The organism is Rosistilla ulvae, assembly GCF_007741475.1.
GTDB lineage: Bacteria > Planctomycetota > Planctomycetia > Pirellulales > Pirellulaceae > Rosistilla > Rosistilla ulvae.
In genome coordinates, this window is sequence record NZ_CP036261.1 from 4,206,423 (window position 1) to 4,227,746 (window position 21,324).

The following is a 21,324-nucleotide window of genomic DNA, read 5'->3' on the forward strand; positions in this document are numbered from 1 at the left end:
CACTCCCACCTCAAGCTGCGACAAAATATGACACACCGCGACCTCGATCGTTTGCGACGAAACGTCACACGATGCTGTTTCGCCCTGCTCGCTCCGCTGGTTCTGTTCGGGAACGTTCATGCTGTTGAGTCCGAACCGACTGTCAGCTTCATCAACGATGTCGTCCCCGTGTTGACCAAGTCGGGCTGCAACACTGGTGTCTGCCACGCGAAAGCTGGCGGCGGGCAGAACGGTTTCCAGTTGTCGCTGTTCGGTTTTGAGCCGCAGGAAGATTACGACCACCTGGTGCTCGAAGGCCGCGGTCGTCGCCTGTTCCCGACCGATCCCGAACGCAGTCTGTTGCTAGTCAAAGCCGTCGGAGAGGTTCCCCACGGCGGCGGTGTTCGCTTGGCCCCAAAATCCGAAGGCTACGCCACGCTGCGGCGCTGGATCGCTCAAGGCGCCCCCAACTCCACCGGTGCCGAACCGACGCTCACGTCGATCGAAGTACTGCCGGGGCACGAAACGGTCGCCGCCGGATCGCAGCAACAACTCAAATCGATAGCCCATTACTCCGACGGCAGCAGCCGTGACGTGACCGAACTGGCCGTCTACGAATGCAACGATCGCGCGATGGCCGAAGTCAGCGAGACCGGGTTGGTGCGGACCGAATCGATACCAGGCAAAGTTGCCGTGATGGTTCGCTACCAAGGACAGGTCGCTGTCTTTAACGGCTCGATCCCGCTTGGAGCTCCCGTTCCGCAGCTGCCCGAATCGCGTAACTTCATCGACGATTTCGTCTTCGGCAATCTGAAGACGCTCGGCATTCCGCCATCTCCGGTTTGCGACGACGCCACGTTTATCCGCCGCGTCTCGTTGGATATCGCCGGTCGCTTGCCAACCGACGAGGAATCGCGAGCCTTCCTGGCAAACGAAGCTGCCGACAAACGCGATCAACTAATCGACGATCTGCTGCAGAGTCCCGATTACGCCGACTACTTCGCGAACAAATGGACCTCGCTGCTGAAGAACCGCCGCGACGGTGCAAGCGATATCACTTCGAACTTCGCATTCCACGCCTGGATTCGCGACAGCCTGCTGGCCAACACGCCCTACGACCAACTCGCTCGCGAACTGCTGGCGGCAACTGGTACGATCATCGCCAACCCACCGGTCGCTTGGTACAAACGCGTCAAACAACCTCAGGAACAGATCGAGGACGTCGCCCAGTTATTCCTTGGCGTTCGGATGCAATGCGCTCAGTGCCATCACCATCCGTTTGAACGCTGGAGCCAAGACGACTATTACGGCTTGGCCGCTTTCTTCAGCCAAGTCGGCCGCAAACCGACCGACACCCGCGGCGAGGATCTGATCTTCCATAAGCGAGGCATCGCCGGATCGAAAAACATCAAAACCGGATTGACAGTTCGCCCCGCCGCCTTGGGCGACGACGTTGGCGAGATCCCCGCCGACGAGGACCCACGGCTACGCTTGGCGAATTGGATGAGTCGCCCCGAGAATCCGTTTTTCGCCAAAGCGTTGGTCAATCGCTACTGGAAGCACTTCTTCGCCCGCGGCTTGATTGAACCTGAAGACGACATTCGCGACACGAACCCGCCGACCAATCCGGAGCTGTTGGCCGCGCTGGAAGAGAATTTCCTCAGCAGCGGATTCGACCTGAAACAACTGGTTCGCACGATCACGCAATCCAACGCGTATCAACTGTCCGCGACGCCGAACGAACACAATCTCGCCGATCGCCAAAACTACTCCCGCTTCTACCCGCGGCGGATGCAAGCCGAAGTGATGCTCGATTCGATCGACCAATTTACCGGCGCGACGACTTCGTTTGCCAATCTCCCCGCCGGGACCCGCGCGATCGCTTTACCTGACAACAGCTACAACCGGGCCTCTCCGTTCCTAAAGGTCTTCGGTCGTCCCGAGAGCAGCAGCGTCTGCGAGTGCGAACGCGTCCAATCAGCTTCGCTAGCGCAGAGTCTGCATCTGTTAAACGCTGCCGACATTAAAGGCAAGCTCGCGACCGCCAACGGCCGCGCCGATCGGTTGTCCAAAGCCGACGCTTCCGATACGGAAAAGATCACCGAACTCTATCTCGCTGCCTTCGCTCGCCCGCCCCGCGAGGAAGAGCTTCAAATCGCACTGGACTATCTAGCCCAACCGTCGGTCGACGCCGACGGCAAGCCAATCGACGCCAAGGTCGCCGCCCGGAACAATTACCAAGATCTGGTTTGGGCATTGATCAACACCAAAGAATTTTTGTTCAACCACTAAACGGAAGCACAAAATGCTGAAGAAATTTGCGATCGCCTCGGCATTGATCGCCGTCGTCGCCTCGACCTCGATGGCCCAATCGGTCTGCCTGCCCGCGCCGCGTCTGTTGACCACGATGCCGATGGGGGGCCAAGTTGGCAGCGAATTCGATGTTGCGATCACCGGCCAAACGATCGAGAACACCGAACAATTGTTGTTCTCCAGCCCGAAGATCACCGCGACGCCCAAGCTGGATGCGTCGGGCAAACCGCTCGCCAATCAGTTTGTCGTTTCGATCGCCGCCGATTGCCCTCCGGGAATCCATACAGCGAGGGTGATGTCCCGTTTGGGAATCTCGTCAGCTCGGGTCTTCACCGTCAGTGATCTCCCCGAAGTCACGCAGACCAAACCGAGTGCATCGGTCGAAACAGCGATGCCGATCGAAATCAACAGCATCTGCAACGCAACTCTTCCCGTCCGCGCAGCGAACCATTATTCGTTCTCCGCGAAGAAGGGGCAACGATTAGTCGTCGATTGCGCGGCCCCGGGGATCGATTCGAAAATGAACCCCGTTCTGATCTTGGCCGACGCCCAGGGACGCGACATGTTAGTCGAACGACGTGGCGGTGCCCTGGACTACACCGTCCCAGCCGATGGCGACTACACGGTCAAAGTCCATGATCTGACGTTTAAGGGAGGAGCGGAATGCTTCTACCGACTGGCAGTTCAAGAAGTCCCCGCCGACGCACCACTTGCACGCCTGCCGAGCACCCGCGCCGTCGGCAGTTTTTCGTGGCCACCGACTGGACTGGCCGCCGAAGCGTCAGCATCGGAGACCGAACCAAACAACGATCGCGAAACGGTTCAAGCGATCACGCTGCCGTGCGACATCGCGGGCAGTTTCTTCCCGGCCGCCGATGTCGATGCCTTCGAATTCACCGCCAAGAAGGGAGAGGTCTGGTGGGTCGAAGTCGCTTCGGAACGACTCGGTCGCCCCACCGATGCTTCGATCATCGTTCAACAGGTGATCGGCGAAGGAGCCGATGAAAAGCTAGTCGATCTGGTCGAACTGTCCGATATCGCCAGTCCGATCAAACGATCGAGCAACGCCTACGCCTACGACGGCCCCCCCTACAACGCCGGTTCGACCGACATCCTTGGCAAGATGGAGATCAGAGAGGACGGAAAGTATCGTCTGCAGATCACCGATCTTTTTGGCGGCACGCGAATCGACCCCAACAACGTCTATCGATTGATCATCCGCCAGGCGGAGCCAGATTTTGCTGTCGTTGCTTGGCCGCTGCACATGGTCCTGCGAAACGGTGACCGCAACGCACTCTCCAAACCACTAGCGCTCCGCGGTGGATCGACCGTCGCGTTGGAAGTGGTCGCCGTACGACGCGATGGCTTCAACGGTGAGATCGAATTGACTCTGGAAAATCTCCCCGATGGTGTCACCACCACCGGCCTGAAGATTCCCGCTGGCAAGGCGCGTGGTCTGATGCTGGTCACCGCGCATCAAGACGCGCCACGTGGCCTTACGATGGCGAAGTTCACCGCGACGGCAACCATAGGCGACAAACCGGTTACGCATCCGTGCCACGTCGCATCGGTCGCGTGGCCTGTGACTAACGCCTGGTCGGAAATTCCCGCTCCACGATTGTTAGCCGATATCCCCGTATCGGTCGGCGGATCGGAATTTGCTGCGATCACAATCGCCCCTACTGAAGAGAAGGTTTGGGAAGCAAAGGCGGGTGAGACTCTGAAGATTCCACTGCAACACGTCCGCCGTGGTGAATTCTCCGGCACGCTGTTGGGCCTGCGAACCATGGGCGCCGGATTTGAAGGCGTCCCCAAATTCGACCTCAAGCTAAACGAAGACGCCTCCGAAGCAATCCTCGATCTGGCGAAGTTAAAGACGCCGCCTGGCGATTACACGATCGCATTCTACGGCAGCGCGGTTGCCAAGCACCGCGACAATCCCGATCGATTAGTCGCCGCTGAAGCCGCCCACGCGCAGGCACAACAAACCGTTACCGACCTAACGGCCGAGGTGACGCGACTGGCGAATGAAACCGCAACCGCTTCGCCAGACCAAAAGGCCGATTCGCAGAAGCTTGCCGACGCGGTGGCAGCGGAAAAGAAAGCTGCCGACGCAGCCTTGGCAGTCGCAGCGGCGGAGCTTGCGAAAGCAAAGAAGTCGACGCAGCCAAAAGATATCGCCGATATCGTCATCTCTCAACCGATCTCGATCCGTGTTAGCCAAGGTGAATCCAAATGAGCAACCCGAAAACAAAGCCTTCCGAAATGCATTGCAGTGGCCCACGGAACTTTGGCCCCGGCAGCCGCCGCAGTTTCATGCGGTTGGGACTCGCGGGATTCGCCAGCATGAGCCTGCCCGGAATCATGCGACTGCAAGCGGCCAGCCCGCTGCCCACGCAAACCGCTGACGGCAAAGAGCGAAAAAGGACCGCGGTGATCATGGTCTGGCAGCCAGGCGGCAACTCGCACATCGACACTTACGATCCCAAGCCGTTGTCGGGCAGCGAATATCGCGGCCCTTTTAACACGATCCCGACCAAAGTTCCCGGGATGCGGTTCACCGAACTGCTGCCTCGCCAAGCAGCGATCGCCGACAAGTTCACCGTCTTGCGCAGCATGTACCAAGGGGCTGGCGGCCATCCCGCCGGTTCGATGCAACTGCTGTCGGGCGATTCGGACACACGCGACAAGCCGAAACCGCGGTTGCCCGATTGGATGTCGGTCGCCAATTACCTGCGATCCAAAGAGGGCCCGCGGACCAATCCGCTGCCCGCGTACGTCGGCGTTAATCCGCCACTCCAATACAACGGACCGGCATACCTGGGCGATGCCTACTCACCTTTTTCGGTCACCGGCGATCCAAACTCGCCCAAGTTCGTGGTCCCTAACATCGGCCTAACCGACGCCAACCAAGTCGCGCGGCTGGGACGACGAACAACGTTGCGGCAGCAACTGGATACGCTGGAACGATCGTTCGATCATTTTGGCGAGATGGGAGCGTTGGACGAATTCGAAACCCAGGCGATGACGCTGTTGACCAATCCCAAAACGAAAGACGCTTTCGATCTTACGCAAGAGGACGATCGCACGCGGGATCGCTACGGCCGCAACGCCTGGGGGCAACAACTGCTGCTCGCTCGCCGATTAGTCGAAGCGGGCGTGGAGGTTTTGACGAGCAGTCTCCGCGGACCTCTGTGCGGTCGCGTCAACAACTGGGATGACCACGCGGTCAATCACCATATCTTTGATGCTCTGCGTTTCCGCGCCGACGCGTACGATCAAGCGGTCACGGCACTGATCGAAGACATCTACGAGCGTGGGCTGGACGAGCGCGTGATGGTCGTCGTCACCGGCGAATTCGGCCGGACTCCCAAGATCTCGCATCAACCGAGCACCGGTGCTGGAAACGCAAGCGCTCCGTCGGGAACGAAGCAGCCCGGCCGCGACCACTGGCCGCGCGCGTTCTCCAATATCTGGGCCGGCGGCGGAATCGAAACAGGTCGTTTTATCGGTGCGACCGATAAACGTGGCGAAGATGTTGTCGAGCGGCGTTGTGGCCCCGGCGACTTTTTGGCAACGATCTACCATCATCTGGGAATCGATTCCAAGAGCGTCTTCATCGAAGACTTTAATGGTCGACCAACGCCGATCGTCGACCATGGTGCTCCGATTCCCGAACTGATGGGATAGTTCCATCCGGCCAATTCGAAACACGATCATGCCCCAGGATGTTCTGCGTCCTGGGGCTTTTTCATTGAATAGGCTAGCGAATCCTGGGGTTTAATCGCGTTATGTGATTGGCGTTCAACAGGCGACGGCTCTCGTTCCCACTTGCCAGCCGGTCGCTTTCCACCACGCAAGTCGATGCCAAAGCGTACACTCCGCTTACCTTGGCCCAATAAATTTTTTCCATTCGCGCGCCCGCTCCGTTACAACTTCAAGCCTGTTAACCGGCGGCAGTTTCACCTGTTCCGATCGATTTTGCGATCTATGTTTCCATGTGCCCCTGCCAGATTTGTGCTGAAGGAGTGCTCGCCTTGTGGATTTATTTTGAACGTGCAGCGGAGATTATCGCCGCCCAACCGGTGCTACCCGCATCGATTTTGTTGGCTTTCCTTGTCGTCTACTCGATCGTTTCCCTGTTTGGGTTGATCGATCTCGACATGGACGCCCCCGATTTCGATTTCGACGCCGATTTCGATTTGGGTTCGGCCGGCGGTTTTGGAATGCTCACGTTTCGATGGTTGAATCTAGCCCAGATTCCAATTGTAATCTGGGGAGGGCTCTTTACACTACTTTGGTGGATCACGTCAGCCGTGTTGTGGGTGACGTGGGATGCTTCCGATTACCAAGCGAATTGGTGGACCGCCGGACTGCTGTCAGCTCGTTCGGCCGTAATCGGCGTGGTGCTGACCAAGTTTACGACCGAACCGATGAAGAAGTGGTTCGTGACCGCGCGATACAACGCGGAGATGTTGCTTGGTCAAGTCTGCCAAATTTGCACCGGCCAAGCCGACACCGACTTTGGCCAGGCTCGATTTAAAACGGACGCGGCGCCGTTGTTGTTAAACGTTCGCACCGACGGGGTAACTTTGAAAAAGGGTGACCTCGCCACAATTATCGACTTTGATCAAGAACGCCGGATATACACGGTAACCGCTATCGACGACGAGGTTCAAGCAGATGAGTAGCGTTTTGGTTTTGGGTCAGTTCTCTGACCATTGGTTTATCAACGGCATCGCGATCCTTGCGGTCGCGATCATCGGATTGCTCTTTCTGCTGGCCAGTTTCGCCGCGATGGCAAACCAGTTCTACCGCAAGGTCGGCCCCGACGAGGCGATCGTTCGAAGCGGTTGGGGCAAGATTCGCGTCGCCACCGGCAACGGTATCTTCGTCGTTCCTGTGATCCATCAATACGAGAAGATGGACCTGACGCTGAAGAGCTTCGAAATCGCCCGTGAAGGTTCCGAGGGTTTGATCTGCCAAGACAACATCCGCGCCGACATCAAAGTCGCCTTCTTCATCCGTGTCGACAAGAGCGAAGAAGAGATCCGCGAGGTCGCGCAATCGATCGGCGCCAAACGCTGCAGCCAGATCGATACACTGCGTGAACTGTTCGACGCCAAGTTCAGTGAAGCACTGAAAACCGTCGGCAAGCAGTTTGACTTCGTCGACCTGTACGACAAACGCGATAACTTCAAGGATCAGATCCTGAAAGTCATCGGTACCGATCTGAACGGCTACCGACTGGACGATGCGGCGATCGACTTCTTGGAACAGACGCCGCTGGAACTGCTGAACCCGAACAACATTCTCGATGCCGAGGGTATCAAGAAGATCACCGAATTGACCTCTAAAGAAAAGGTCAAAGAGAACGCCTTCACGCGTGAAAAAGAGAAGACGCTGAAGCAACAGGACGTCGAGGCGGAAGAGACGATTCTGCAGCTGGAAAAGCAACGCATCGAAGCCAACGAAAAACAACAACGCGAAGTCACCGAGATCTCCGCTCGCGAACGCGCCGCGGCGAAGAAGGTTCAAGAGGAACAACGGCTGGAGTCCGAACGAGCTCGGATCACCACCGAAGAGGAACTGGGCGTCGCCAACGAAAACAAGGAACGCCAGGTCTTGGTCGCGTTGCGTGCCAAGGAACGCACCGACGGGATCGAACAGGAACGCGTCCTGAAGGATCGCGAACTGGAAGCGACCGAGCGTGAACGCGTCGTCGGCATCGCTCAAGTCGAAAAAGAGAAAGCGATCGAAGTCGAGAAGCGGAACATACAAGAGGTCATCCGCGAACGCGTGGCGGTTGAACGAGCCGTCGTCGAAGAACAGGAAAAGATCAAGGATACCGAAGAGTTCGCGGCGGCGGACCGGCTGAAAAAGGTTCAGATCACCGCGGCGTCGATGACCGCCGAAGAATCGTTGATCAAAGAAACGAAGGCAGCCGAAGCGGCCAAGATGGCGGCCGAACTGTTGGCCGACAAAATCCGCATCGAAGCCGAAGCGTCTCGCGATCGGTCGGAGAAAGAAATGCAAGCGGCCAAGATGACGGCCGAAGCCGATGCAGCGAAAGCCGCGGCCAGCGGATTGGCTGAAGCCAAGGTGCAAGAAGCTCGCGCCGCATCGATGGAAAAAGAAGGCACCGCCGAAGCGGTCATCATCGAAAAGAAAGCTGTCGCCGAAGCGAAGGGTATCGAAGCCCGTGCTACTGCGATCGAGAAGGAAGGCTTGGCCGAAGCCAACGTCATGCAACAGAAGTACAGCAGCGAAGCGACCGGCATCACCGAGAAGGCCGAAGCGATGAAGCTGTTGGACGGTGTCGGCAAAGAACACGAAGAGTTCAAGCTCAAACTGGACAAGGACAAGCAGGTCGAGATCGCGGCGATCGACGCACAACGCGGCATCGCCGAATCGCAAGCCGGTGTGGTTGGCGAAGCACTCAAAGCCGCTCGCATCGACATCGTCGGTGGCGATGGCGAGTTCTTCGACCAGATCACTTCGGCGGTCAAGGGTGGCAAGGCGATCGATCGCTTTGTCTACAACAGCCGCGTAGCGACCGACGTCAAACAGACCTTCTTCAACGGCGACCCCGACTACTTCCGGGACAACCTGATGGACCTGGTCAACAAGTTCAACCTCAGCACCGACGACATCAAGGATCTTTCGATCGCCGCCTTGATCGCCAAGCTGATGGGACTGGCCAATACCGATGAAACCCGCAACCAACTGGGCAGCCTGTTAGGGATGGCCAGCACCGCCGGGATCACCGAACGCAAGGTCGGTAAACTGGAAGCGAAGCCGTTGCAGAACGGGGCGAAGAGCTAACCAGCTGACAGCCCGATCGCCCCGAGGGATTCCCTGGGGGCGGTCGTCATTTTTTGCACCATGCTTCCACGCCGTTGCATCGACGTTTTTTGCCCAGCCGACGGAGCATCGCCTCCGCTCGCGCTGGCAAACGCGTTTGATGACAGCCCAACAAACGTTGGCCGTCGCGGCTCTCAGTCAATCGAACACCGCCGCCCCATCGGGACGCCGCACCGCACGGGGATGAACGAACACCTATGAGCGAAACAAAACTTGCTGCCGGAACGTACGAGATCCTCCGCAACCGGATGCGTGATGCGGCCGGTGAACTCCGCTCGCGGTTGGACCAACTCAACGCCGACCGCTCCGAAGTCTTCGGCAACATCGACACGGTCCTGCTGGCGACCGAGCGAATCACCACCGAACACAACTGCGTGCCGCGCGATCTGTTGCCCGTCGGCAAACATTTCCTGTTTGGATACAACGTCCAATTTGGTCTGAAGACCGAAACCCATCTGAACGACGTCTTCGCCGTCTATCGTTTCGAAGACCACCAGTTCCACGAAGAGTCGCTCGAATTGATCGGCGAGGAGCGTTTCGAACGCGACTTCCACGAGATCTATCGCTACTACAAAGGGGCGGCGTTCGCGAAGTTCTTTCAGACCGGCCCGTTCGTCCACATGGTCTTTCGCGTCGGCAAAAATCCGTCCGACATCAAGACGTTCAAATGGCGGATCCAAGCGGGCCAACTGCAATACATCGATAACCGCAGCGATCACGAGGTCCGATACCCGCCGCAGCACGAATTCCTTTGGAAGCGGACGACGCGCGATCAACACGTCGCCGGCGTGCATCCTCATATCTCGATCGAAGACCAAGTCTTTGTCGAAACCGTTGGCGGCGATCTAACGATCAAAGTCGAAAACAGTACGCAAAGCGGCCGCGGAATTTACGCCGAACCTGTCGACAACGCCGACCAAACACTCGACGATGCGGAAACCTATTACGCATTGTTGGGCAATCTGATCCTGCTGAAGATCCTTCCCTATCAAGAGCGCAACTACCGCTATCTGCTGTACAACGCAAAGATCCAAAAAGCGATGCGGTTGGATGCGATCGAGCACTCCTGCGTGCTGTTGCCCGACGATCACGGGATCATCTTCCCCGACGGCTATTACCTGCAAACCGGCGAATACAAGATCTTCGACCACGGCCTGACCGACTTGATCTATGAGAAGACGATCGCCGCCCCCAACGGCGAAGACTTCATCTATCTGTTCTACAATCGCGCCAGCGGTGCCTATGTTCAACTGCGTTACAACCTGATCCGGCAACAAGTCGAAACGCCATTGGTTTGCCATGGCCAAGCGTTTTTCCACGCCGGCGAAATGGTTTGCTTCAAAGGACAAGACGACCAACCGCAGAAGCACCACGCGCTGCAGATCTGGCAAACGCCCTTTGTCGGTTCCGACTTCGTTCCCGACAGCAACACCGATTCGCTGCTCTACAAGATCGGCAACAAAGAACTTGTCCGCGGGATGGCCGAATGCCATGAGATCCTGCAGCTGGTCGAGAAGGACGATTCCTACGAGGGTCTGTACGTCGATCTCGTCAAAAAGACTTCCGACATCCTCGACAGTTACTTTTGGTTAGACAAAGCCGAAACGCACCATCCCGATCAACCGCTGCGAGCCATCGGCGAGGCGTCGAAGAGTGCTGTCGAAGAGTTTGAAAAAGTAGTCCGCCTGCGCCGCGAAACCGAAGCGGCGACGGTCGTCGTCGAAGAGGCGGTCACTGAGTTGCTCAAGGCGATCGACCGATCGCGTTTCGAAGCCGTCGATGCCTTTGTCACGCGACTCGCCGAACTGCGGACGCAGCGTGGCCACGCGATCGGGCTCCGCGAATTGCGGTACGTCGACGAAGAACGTATCGAAAAACTGGAATCGCAAATCGGCGAACAGGCCGATCGGCTGAGCCGCCGCTGTGTCGAATTTATGTTATCCGACGGGGCGTTGGAACCGTACGAGGCGCGGGTCGAAAAAGCGGCAGCGTCCGTCCAAAGCATCGAAAAGGTGACCGATGCAAAGCGGCTGGAAAAGGATATCGACGAAGCCGGCAGCCAATTGGAACTGCTGACCGAAACCGTCAGCAACCTGCAGATCGAAGATACGACGAAGCGGACCGAGATCATCGACGGGATCAGCGACGTCTTCGCTTCGCTGAACCGAGTGCGTAGCGCTCTGAAGGCTCGCATGGGCGATCTGGTCCGGACCGAGGGACGCGCCGAGTTTGCATCGCAGTTGAAACTGCTGGATCAAACCGTCAACGGTTACCTCGACGTCTGCGACTCGCCTGAAAAGTGCGACAACTATCTGACCAAGGTGATGGTCCAACTGGAGGAACTCGAAGGGCGATTTGCCGAATTTGATGAGTTTGTTGGCCAGTTGGCGGAGAAACGTGAAGAGCTATACAACGCGTTTGAATCGCGGAAAGTTCAACTTGTCGAAGCCCGAAACCGCCGTGCCGAAGCGCTCGGTTCGGCCGCAGATCGGATCCTGAAAGGGATCGCATCGCGGATGAAATCGTTCGACACTGTCGACACGATCCATGCCTATTTCGCCGCCGACCTGATGGTCGAAAAGGTGCGAGGCATCGTCAACCAGCTGACGGAATTGGACGATACCGTCCGCATCGAAGACATCCAGAGCCGACTGAAGAGCGTCCGCGAAGATGCGATCCGGCAATTGAAGGATCGCCAGGAACTGTTCGTCGACGGCGGCACCGGGATCAAATTGGGCAAGCATCAATTTGGCGTCAACACCCAGACGTTGGATCTGACGACGGTGATGCGGAACGATCAACTGAATCTCCACCTGACGGGGACTCAGTTTTTTGAACCGCTGTCGCATCCCGACCTCGATGACGTCCACGACTTGATGAATCAGGAAGTGGTCAGCGAAAACCGCGATGTCTACCGCGGCGAATACTTGGCCTATGCACTCTACAATGAACTGTCGCAGCCGGCGCGGCGAAAGCACGTTGCGAAAGATTCCGAAACATCGCAGGACGACGACGCGGGAGAGGAAGCCGCCGAATCGAACCGCGACGACGATACCGCGCCGCACATGGACAAGCGGACTTTCGAAAGACTGCCCGAAGCCGAACAGATCCGTTGGGTGCAGCAGCAGATGTCGGGGCGTTACTCCGAAGGCTACGCCAAGGGTGTTCACGACCACGACGCGGCGAAGCTGTTAGCCGCCTTGCTGAAGATCGACCGCACGATCGGTCTCGCCAAACATCGCCCCGACGTCCGAGCGGCGGCTTGGTATTGGTGGTCGCATCTGTTGATCGGCGGCACGCGGAAGATGTACACCGGCTGGATCGGGGGCTTTCAAAAATTGGCCCAGGCGTTCCCGCAAGCCCAGCCGGCCGTCGAGTTCCGCGCCCGTTTGACCGCGGAAATTGCTGACGATCCGACGTTCGCCGACCTCTTTGCCGATGTCCGGCCCGAGGAAGCCGCAGCCTACCTATTCGATCAATTGGTCGACCCAAGCGATCTCCCAGTCGTTAGCCGTCGCGCGGCACGGTTGTACGAAGACTTTTGCGAACACGTCGTCGGGGAAGAGCGGCAGAGCTTGGTCGCCGCAGGCCTGAAAGACAACGCCAAACAGCCAGCCGAATCGATGGTCTTGGCTCGCAACTGGTCTGCCGCATTTTTGGCGATGCATTACGACCACGACGGTCTCGATTCGAACGATCTCTATCGCGACGAACTGGCGCGGCTGCTGATCGACGGTGCTCCCGATCCGGCTCAGATCTCCGACGCTCACGTCGCGGTCGAACTGACGAACCTCGCTGGCGCCCATCGCCGCATCAACAAGGGGCAGATGACGCTCCGCTATCACGACATCTTCCAACGCTTGGGACACTTCACGCGTGAGACCGTTCCGCGTTTCCAACGTTTGCACGACACGAAACAGCGACTGGTCGACGAGGCTCGCGACGCGATGAAGCTGGAAGAGTTCCGGCCTCGCGTCCTAACCAGCTTTGTTCGCAACCGCTTGTTGGACGAAGTCTATCTGCCGATGATCGGCGACAACCTCGCGAAACAGATCGGCGTGGCAGGCGAAGGGAAGCGGACCGATCGGATGGGCCTGCTGCTGCTGATAAGTCCTCCCGGTTACGGCAAGACGACCCTGATGGAATACATCGCCAATCGGCTGGGGATCATCTTTATGAAGATCAACGGCCCCGCGATCGGTCATGGCGTGACCTCCTTGGATCCCTCGGAAGCTCCCAACGCCGCGGCTCGCGAAGAGATCGAGCGGCTGAACCTGGCGCTCGAAATGGGAGACAACGTGATGCTATATCTGGACGATATCCAGCACACGCATCCCGAACTGCTGCAGAAGTTTATCTCGCTGTGCGATGCGACGCGAAAGATCGAAGGCGTTTGGAAGGGCAAGACGCGGACCTACGATTTCCGCGGCCGACGCGTCGCCGTGGTGATGGCCGGAAACCCATACACCGAAAGTGGCGATCGCTTCCAGATCCCAGACATGCTCAGCAATCGCGCCGATGTCTACAACCTCGGCGAGATCATCGGCGATTCGGCGGAAGCGTTCGAGATGAGTTATCTGGAGAACTGTCTGACCAGCAACACCGCCCTGCAACCGCTGGCCAGCGCGAGCCCTCGCGACGCCCGAACGTTGATCCGCGCGGCAACCCTTGGTTCGATGGAAGGGATCGATCTGGAGAGCAACCTGTCGATGGATCAGGTTCGCGAGATGTACAGCGTTCTGCGGAAACTGATCAAGGTTCGCGACGTCGTGCTGCGAGTCAATCGCCAATACATTCGGTCGGCCGCTCAAGCGGACGCCTACCGCACCGAACCGCCATTCAAATTGCAGGGCAGTTACCGCAACATGAACCGGATCGCCGAAAAGGTGGTCGCGGTGATGAACGACCAAGAACTGCAATCGCTGATCGTCGGCAACTACGAACAGGATTCGCAAACGCTGACGACCGACAACGAATCGAATGTTCTGAAGTTCAAAGAGTTGATGGGAATCCTGACTCCCGAAGAAGCGGAGCGTTGGGAAGCGATCAAATACGCGTTTTCGGAGAGCGTCCGATTCCAGGGACTCGACAGCGGCGATCAAGTTGGCCAATTGATGAAACAGCTGGGCGGATTGCGCGACGGTTTGGAATCGATTCGCCGCGTGATGGTTCAAGCCGTTGCCGGCAACGACAACTCGCAAACCGATCGGCTGCACGACGAACTGGCTTCGTTCCGCAATGGGATGCTGGCCGTTGGGCAACAGTTAAGCGAGACGCTCGGCAGCACCTCGACCCAACTGACGACCCTCGCACAACAAAACTCCTCGGGCCCACCGCCTCAAAAAGTAATGGTCCAGCACAAAGTGCCGCGCGTGATGTTGGATGTCGTCAAGACGCAGTTCCAATTGATGCAGCAATGGATCCCACTGTTAACCGCCGTGGGAACCAAAGGCCCCGAATACGATAACATCGCCAAAGCTGTCGACGCGTGTCTAAAAGACTACCAACGTCTGCAAGAAGATCTCACGTCGGCCGCCAAGCCCGGCAAAGCGAAGGGCTAGCGCGGCGGTCGAGTGGGCGTGTTCCGTTTAAGCGTCCTGATTTCGTCGCGAACCGCACACACGCGACGAGCAACCAGCGCATGACGAACGGCATCGCGACAGGCAAGATACCGCGTTGGGGACAGCACGGTTGAACTGACCGAAAATCATACGCAGCAGGTGTTTGCGCTAGTTCCGTCCAGCGCAACGGCGACTGCTGAAACAGCAACGATTCGTTGCGTCACACTTCTTCCGCAGTCGATTGCTGATCCGCCCATTCACTCTTCACGTTGCAGGAGACGTCATCGTCCCCGCGTCGATCGCTTGTCTCATTTGAGAAGCGTTTTCACGGCCTCTGGCGCTGCTGGCGGATAGACTTCGCCGGGATCGGGCAGTTGGAACTGGCCGCTCAGCCATGGAATCGCGAGGTATCCCTTGAAGTAGTGATGCGCGGCATGCACGTTGGCATAGTCCAGCCATTCGGTCGCGGTCAGGCCCTCGGGGATTGGCTCGCCATCGCGTCGATTCGCCGGATCATGGTATTGCGGGTAGTAGTGGATCGAAACGTCATCCGCAGCCCCGGCGATCTGATAGGCCTTGCGCACGAGGTTCAATGAATGGGTCGGACCTCCTTCGGTCACGATCAGCGGACGTGGAGCGAGGGAGGCGACAAGGTCGGGGTAGTCGAACCACTGCCACAAGCCCGGAATCGAGTGGCCTAACCAGTTCGCACCAGGCCTGATCCCGCGGCGGTTCGGTTTGGTGCTGGCTTTCGCCCGTTTCATCGTGGCGGCAAGATAATCATTCCACACGATGCCCTGTATCTGCGGGTCGAGCACCGCTAGCGCCAACAGAGCCTCCGTTCCAAGCGAATGGCCACTGACGGCGATGCGTTCGGCGTCGACGTGCGGTTGCTCGCGCACCCACTCCAGAATCTGTAGCTTTTGGAACACAGAGAGGGCGATAAAGCTTCGTCCCATGTCGATCAGGTAGCGGGAAATTGTATTGCGATCGTCCATCGTGGTGCCACGATAACGGGCCAGGTCGGACAGTTCTCCGGTTCCTGGATGATCGACCGCCACCGCGACAAAACCAGCTCGGGCATATTGCACCGCCTGCTGATTACGCTGCGCATGAAGCCAGCCAGCATGATTGCGGTCATCCGGCTTGAATGCCGGCCCCAGCGGCGGCTCGCCGGCCAGATTCTCTTTCGTGCCCGATGAACCGGGGATGCACATAATCGCCGGTGCTGGATTTGCGGGTGTCGCGCTGTTGGGGACCAGTACGAGGAAGGGAACGACGCTGCCCGGTTCGGGATAGAGTTCCCATTTCTGCAGCACATACCCTTCCCGCTTTCGAATCCAAAGCCGGCGAGGTTCGGGCTGAGGAACCGATTCCGGGAAATTCATCAGCTCCAACAATTTGCCCCGCACCTGCGTCTGCCACTGCACGAATTCCTCCGACGAGAACTCCGGATTAAATGCCAGTTTCGGTTGCGAGTTCCGTAACAGATACTGCTGAAATCCCCGTGTACTCAAATGACGCCCGTCAGAGCGTCCGCTCTGTATAACGCTCTCTTTCTCGATGTCCAACTTCTGCCCCAACGCGGGCATAACCAGCGCAAACATCCACACAGCGGTGGCAACGGGACGAGAGATGGCGATCCTTCGCCTAGGCAGGTAGGTCCTAGTCATGATATCTCCAGGAGTCGATCAGGTGGGTGACAATCTCATCCGCAACGAAGACTCGACGGCCTACGTACGGAGGATTGTCTTTATTTGAGGGGCAGCCTCAGATCTGGTATCGATGTGTTTGCCAGAACACGCAATTCCAGAATCCGAGAGCTGATTTGGGCGAATGTACCAGATATTTGAAGCGCGCAGGAAATCTCGAATGGATTGCAGACCGTTCTGCGCCCCATGCCGGGGACGGCGTTTGATTACGATATTGCAACCGGTGGTGTTCGCTCCGCTCAAACCACCGGCTACCTTCTAGGATCCCTGCGGGATCAAACTTAGGAGATTGCGTTTCTACTTCGATGTCGGCCGCAGCTCTGTCGCCGTCGCTTCCACTTTTTCCATCACTCGAAGCAGATTCTCTCCCAGGATCCCCTGGATCTGTTCCTCGGTGTAACCACGATTGAGCAGTCCCTGCGTAATGGCCGGGTAGGTGCTGACGTCTTCCAAACCAACGGGTACTGCACTGATCCCATCAAAATCGGAGCCAATCCCAACATGTTGCCAACCGGCGACCTTGACGAGGTGGTCGATGTGATCCAACACGTCATCGATATCACCAGGCGGCATCGGGTTCTTGCTTTTCCAAACCTTATACAATGCCGAAACTTCGGCCGGACTGTGATCCTTCGCCAACTCACGACGGTAATCCAACCCAGCGTGATAGACTTTAACCGCTTCGGGGACAACAAAGGCTGAGAAGTAGTTGACCATCACGACGCCATCCTTTTCAGGGATTCGTTTCAACACATCGTCCGGAACGTTGCGTGGAGAATCGGCGACGGCGCGGGCCGATGAATGAGAAAAGATCACCGGTGCTTGGCTTGTGTCGAGTACTGCGTGCATCGTTCCTGGCGAGACATGCGAGATATCGACCATCATTCCTAACTGATTCATCCGCCGAACGACCTCATTGCCGAATGGACTTAAACCATTTGCCTTCGGCTTGTCGGTTGAAGAGTCGGCCCAGTCGAGGCTGTCCGAATGGGTCAGCGTCATGTAGCGGGCGCCGAGTTCAAAAAAATGATTCAAATTACTGATCGAGTTCTCGATACAATGCCCTCCTTCGACACCAATCAACGACGCGATCTTCCCTTCCCCATGGATCCGGCGGATGTCCGCAACCGTTGTCGCCGAAGCAAAATGGTCGGGATACGTTGCCACCATCTTTTTGACCAATTCGATTTGTTCGACCGTCGTTAAAAATGCCACCCCGTCATACCCGAGTCGGACCGGCACCCAAACCGACCAAAACTGCGCTCCCACCCCGCCTGCCTTCAGACGCGGGATATCGGTGTGCAATTGCGGCTGCGACTTTGCGATGTCGAGAATCTCAAACCCACGATCGCTGTCGGTCCGTATCTTCCAGGGAAGATCGTTGTGACCGTCGATCACGATACTTTTGGCATGGATTTCCCTTGCCTTTTCTGTGATCTGAATCCCCGGCGTCTCCCTAGGCTCATCCGCGTTGGCCGCGGCGACAACCACGGTCCCTATCGCGGGAACCACCATTCCCAAAATGATGCGGTAGATGGATTTCACGAAATGCCTCCGAGGGTCATAAACTAATTGAGACGAACAGAACATCACTCTTTCAAGCCGAAACCTTCACACCAACGCGACAGCGATAACGAAACAACAACACTATCGACCGGGGCAACGCCCCAAACCGTTTCGGCCGGCTCAACAGGGATCGACCGAGGCACTTTCTGGTATCGCCGACCGCAAACATTTCTAGGCAAACCAAACCAATCCTGTAGAGGCCAGGCGCTGGCATCAGTCATCCGCACTATCCGCGGCGAGCCGTTTCCAAATCCAGCGGTACAAGTTGCGTGCATCGGCATAGCGCGCATCGCTGCTGGACGAACCGAGCACGACCATGATGAGGCGTCTCTCGTTCCGTTGAGCCGCCGAAACCAAACACGCTCCCGCGGCGCTGGTGGTTCCTGTCTTCACGCCCAAATAACCTTCTTGCTTCAGCAAGCGATTGGTGTTGTTCCAGGTGACGTTCCGATCGTTCCCATCGGGCGTCTGTACGGTCGTCGAATGTCGTCGCGTCGCCACGGTTTCACGGAACTTCTCGTACTTCATCGCCTCGCGGGTCAGTTTGACCATGTCGGCGGCCGTTGTGAGATGTCCCTCTTCGGTGAGCCCATGGGGATTGCCATAGCTCGTCCGCTCCATCCCAAGCTGCTGAGCCGTCTCGCACATGGTTCGGATAAATGCGTCGTAACCAGTCTCCTTTCCCTGAGCCAACCTGGGGCCAAAGTGTTCGGCAATCGCAACCGATGCATCATTGCCCGAGGGGAGCAGCAGCCCGTAGATCAAGTCTTCGACCGGCAAACGCTCTCCCGTTTTTAGCCAGCAGGACGAACCAGGCGTCTCATCAGCTCTCTCGGAAAAGGTAATCATTTCTTCCCAGACCTCGGGCGACTTCTCGGCGAGCTTCAAAACAACCAAGGCGGTCATGATCTTCGTAATGCTGGCGGGATTGCGTTCGTCGTCCTGACTGTCGCCCGCCAAGATTTCGCCGGTATCGGCATCGGCGATGATCCACGCTTTGCAAGTGACGAATGGTGGCCCTTCGAGTGGATCGGGGGATTGTTTCGGAGCGTCAGCAACCGGATCGCTCGCAACGACCGCCACGACGCAGAGGAACAGGGACGCTGTCGTTCCGACCACAGCTCGCGAGGCAAAACAGGGAGGTAGCATGTGTCTTCCAAAATTCCTATCGATTGATCGAAGTAAATCGGTCACACCGAACGCGTCGCAAGGTTGAGGCATCACGGCCGCTGAGGCAGTGCAGGCGGCGGCAGCTTGAAACCACCTAACTTCAATAAGTGGCCGGCAGAGCCTCCGTACGGCATACGTTCCAACCTCGTGTCCCATCGTACACGACGGCGCCGCACTGCATTTCCCTCCAAGCCACCGCACCAAATTAGTTTGGTCAACCGATATGCGAAAATGCCTTATTGCGCAAAACAACTGACACATTGCGCAACATAATTGGCAGCGGCGATAAATCGCTTAGGCTTAGGGACTGTGACCGTACCAATGCAAGCGTGCACGTTCCTCCTTCCACTCCGCAGTATGCGAATTCCAGTGACGGGATCTCCGTAGCCTATGTCTCGCCATCGATCGCTGTTTTCGTTGGAACGTACGACCGCAGGGAACGCGGCGTGGTCAAATCGATTGTTCGTTTCGCTCCGGCAGCACGATGGTCTCTGGGGACCTCGCCTCGCGATGGCGTTGGCCGGTTGCGGATGCCACCCCATTGGAGTGGCGGTGAGCATAGCGCGATGTTGCGATACCAAGCCATGGTCGCTGAAGGTGCGTTGGGCACCGGCCCCATCAAATTGCGCACCAGCGTATTGTTACTTCTCGACGCAGCGAACAAAATCATCCACGTATCCACTTCCGTTTTGCCCAAAGGTCTACTAAGCGATGCTTCCCGAGTCGAATTCGAAAAACGCACCGCCCCTATCTGCCCCACAAGATTTTTCAGCGGTTGGCACGGGGGAAAAGCCGATCGTGGTTGTGGGTGGTGGTGTCGTTGGTGCTGCCTGCGCTTACTATCTCGCAAACGCGGGAAGCCGAGTGATCGTTATCGATCAAGGCGTCTTTGGCAGCGCCTGTTCGCACGGCAATTGCGGCTACGTTTCCCCGAGTCATATCCTTCCGCTCTGCAGCCCCGGCGCGGTCGTTTCGTCGCTGAAGACGCTGTTCTCGAAGAACTCGCCATTCAAGATTCGGGCTCGGATCGATACGAAGATGTGGTGGTGGTTCCTCAAGTTTGCCATGCGTTGCAATCAGCCCAATATGATCCAAGCAGGCCATGCACGGCACGCGATGCTCAGCTCGTCACGGAAGTTGTATCAGTCGATGATCGACGACGGGCGACTCGGTGATTGCGAGTGGGAATCGATTGGTTTGATGTTTGTTCACAGCGACCGCAAACACTTCGAGTCATTTGAGGCGACGAACCAGTTGCTGATCGACGAGTTTGGAGAGAGCTTCGAGCGACTCGATCAAGCCGAACTTCTGCGACGCGAGCCCGCATTGAAAGAATTCGCCTGCGGCGCTTGGATGTATGACGGAGATGCCCATCTACGTCCCCACCTATTGATGAAATCATGGCGAAGCCTGCTGGAAGCGAAGCAGGTGGAGATTCGGGAGAACTGCGAGTTCTACGACCTCGAATCGACCGGCTCCAAGACGAATGCCATCCAAACCAGCCAAGGTCGCATCGAAGCCGAGCAGGTGGTCTTCGCCACCGGAGCATGGTCGCGGATGATCCAACAAAAGCTGAAAGCACGCATTCCCGTGGAGCCAGGCAAAGGTTATTCGATCACGATGCAACGCCCCGTAATCTGCCCCAAGTATCCGATGCTATTTGAGGATCATCGCGTGGGAATCACGCCGACCGCAACCGCGCTGCGAATCGGTTCGACGATGGAATTCGCTGGCTTCGATGCATCGCTGCGTGAAGACCGTCTGCAACTGCTGACCGATGCGGCCAAGCTCTATCTGCACGATCCCATTCGCGATCCTCTCGTCGAACGATGGACCGGCTGGCGTCCGATGAGCTGCGATGAAATTCCAATGGTCGGCCGCGTTCCTCGCTACGGGAACGTCTGGTTGGCGGCGGGGCACGGCATGCTTGGTCTCTCGATGGCGACGGCGACCGGCAAACTGATCTCCGAAATGGTCACAGGCCAAACACCCCATATCGATCCCCATCCTTACCGTCTCAACCGCTTTTGAAAGTCCAACATGAACCCGTCGGGGTCACAAAGAGCAACTCATCCGTCCCGGAGGGGCTGGCATCGGATAGGGGTAGGGAAGTCCGGTTAAGCCGGACTCCCCTCCCTCCGAACCGTGCGTGCGGTTCT

Annotated in this window: 10 protein-coding genes; 7 read left to right on the top strand and 3 right to left on the bottom strand. The window is 57.5% G+C overall.

What is annotated here, in order from left to right; genetic code table 11:
• Positions 1 to 27 precede the first annotated feature (27 nt).
• From EC9_RS14880 to EC9_RS14905, 6 genes are all read left to right on the top strand, one after another.
• A complete protein-coding gene (locus tag EC9_RS14880; RefSeq protein WP_145346491.1) occupies positions 28 to 2,271 on the top strand; it encodes a DUF1549 domain-containing protein in 2,244 nt (747 codons plus the stop codon).
• Positions 2,272 to 2,284: 13 nt separating this feature from the next.
• Positions 2,285 to 4,531: a serine protease gene (locus tag EC9_RS14885; RefSeq protein ID WP_145346493.1), complete on the top strand. Its 2,247-nt coding sequence runs from the start codon at positions 2,285 to 2,287 to the stop codon at positions 4,529 to 4,531.
• Positions 4,528 to 5,982, top strand: coding sequence for a DUF1501 domain-containing protein (locus tag EC9_RS14890; protein ID WP_218934152.1), 1,455 nt, complete (start codon positions 4,528 to 4,530; stop codon positions 5,980 to 5,982). The genes EC9_RS14885 and EC9_RS14890 overlap by 4 nt, the downstream gene beginning before the upstream one ends.
• Positions 5,983 to 6,329: 347 nt before the next feature.
• The gene (locus EC9_RS14895; RefSeq protein WP_145346495.1) at positions 6,330 to 6,983 is read left to right on the top strand and encodes an OB-fold-containig protein; all 654 of its coding nucleotides are present in this window, start codon (positions 6,330 to 6,332) and stop codon (positions 6,981 to 6,983) included.
• Complete coding sequence (locus EC9_RS14900; protein ID WP_231745678.1) at positions 6,976 to 9,117, top strand: flotillin family protein; 2,142 nt, start codon at positions 6,976 to 6,978, stop codon at positions 9,115 to 9,117. Before EC9_RS14895 ends, EC9_RS14900 begins: the two co-directional genes overlap by 8 nt.
• A 236-nt stretch (positions 9,118 to 9,353) precedes the next feature.
• Positions 9,354 to 14,717 (top strand): DNA repair ATPase, encoded by a 5,364-nt coding sequence (locus tag EC9_RS14905; RefSeq protein ID WP_145346497.1) that lies wholly within the window; start codon positions 9,354 to 9,356, stop codon positions 14,715 to 14,717.
• A 308-nt stretch (positions 14,718 to 15,025) separates the two neighbouring features.
• Here EC9_RS14905 and EC9_RS14910 read toward each other — a convergent pair whose 3' ends face one another.
• The 3 genes from EC9_RS14910 to EC9_RS14920 form a co-directional block, all read right to left on the bottom strand.
• Complete coding sequence (locus EC9_RS14910) at positions 15,026 to 16,324, bottom strand: alpha/beta hydrolase family protein (RefSeq protein ID WP_218934153.1); 1,299 nt, start codon at positions 16,322 to 16,324, stop codon at positions 15,026 to 15,028.
• 402 nt (positions 16,325 to 16,726) lie between these two features.
• On the bottom strand, positions 16,727 to 17,974 hold the full coding sequence (locus tag EC9_RS14915; protein ID WP_218934154.1) for a dipeptidase: 1,248 nt from the start codon (positions 17,972 to 17,974) through the stop codon (positions 16,727 to 16,729).
• A gap of 234 nt (positions 17,975 to 18,208) precedes the next feature.
• Positions 18,209 to 19,144 carry a D-alanyl-D-alanine carboxypeptidase family protein gene (locus tag EC9_RS14920; protein ID WP_218934155.1) on the bottom strand — a complete coding sequence of 312 codons (936 nt, stop codon included), beginning with the start codon at positions 19,142 to 19,144 and terminating at the stop codon, positions 18,209 to 18,211.
• A 732-nt stretch (positions 19,145 to 19,876) separates the two neighbouring features.
• Between EC9_RS14920 and EC9_RS14925 the strand changes: the two genes are divergently transcribed.
• On the top strand, positions 19,877 to 21,196 hold the full coding sequence (locus EC9_RS14925; protein WP_145346503.1) for an NAD(P)/FAD-dependent oxidoreductase: 1,320 nt from the start codon (positions 19,877 to 19,879) through the stop codon (positions 21,194 to 21,196).
• The last annotated feature ends 128 nt before the right edge of the window (positions 21,197 to 21,324 follow it).

What these genes read in the sequence shown, in the direction of transcription:
- EC9_RS14920 (WP_218934155.1), bottom strand. Translation starts at nt 19,144, where the DNA reads ATGCTACCTCCCTGTTTTGCCTCGCGAGCTGTGGTCGGAACGACAGCG.
- EC9_RS14905 (WP_145346497.1), top strand. Translation starts at nt 9,354, where the DNA reads ATGAGCGAAACAAAACTTGCTGCCGGAACGTACGAGATCCTCCGCAAC.
- EC9_RS14925 (WP_145346503.1), top strand. Translation starts at nt 19,877, where the DNA reads ATGCTTCCCGAGTCGAATTCGAAAAACGCACCGCCCCTATCTGCCCCA.
- EC9_RS14880 (WP_145346491.1), top strand. Translation starts at nt 28, where the DNA reads ATGACACACCGCGACCTCGATCGTTTGCGACGAAACGTCACACGATGC.
- EC9_RS14910 (WP_218934153.1), bottom strand. Translation starts at nt 16,324, where the DNA reads ATGTTTGCGCTGGTTATGCCCGCGTTGGGGCAGAAGTTGGACATCGAG.
- EC9_RS14900 (WP_231745678.1), top strand. Translation starts at nt 6,976, where the DNA reads ATGAGTAGCGTTTTGGTTTTGGGTCAGTTCTCTGACCATTGGTTTATC.
- EC9_RS14890 (WP_218934152.1), top strand. Translation starts at nt 4,528, where the DNA reads ATGAGCAACCCGAAAACAAAGCCTTCCGAAATGCATTGCAGTGGCCCA.
- EC9_RS14885 (WP_145346493.1), top strand. Translation starts at nt 2,285, where the DNA reads ATGCTGAAGAAATTTGCGATCGCCTCGGCATTGATCGCCGTCGTCGCC.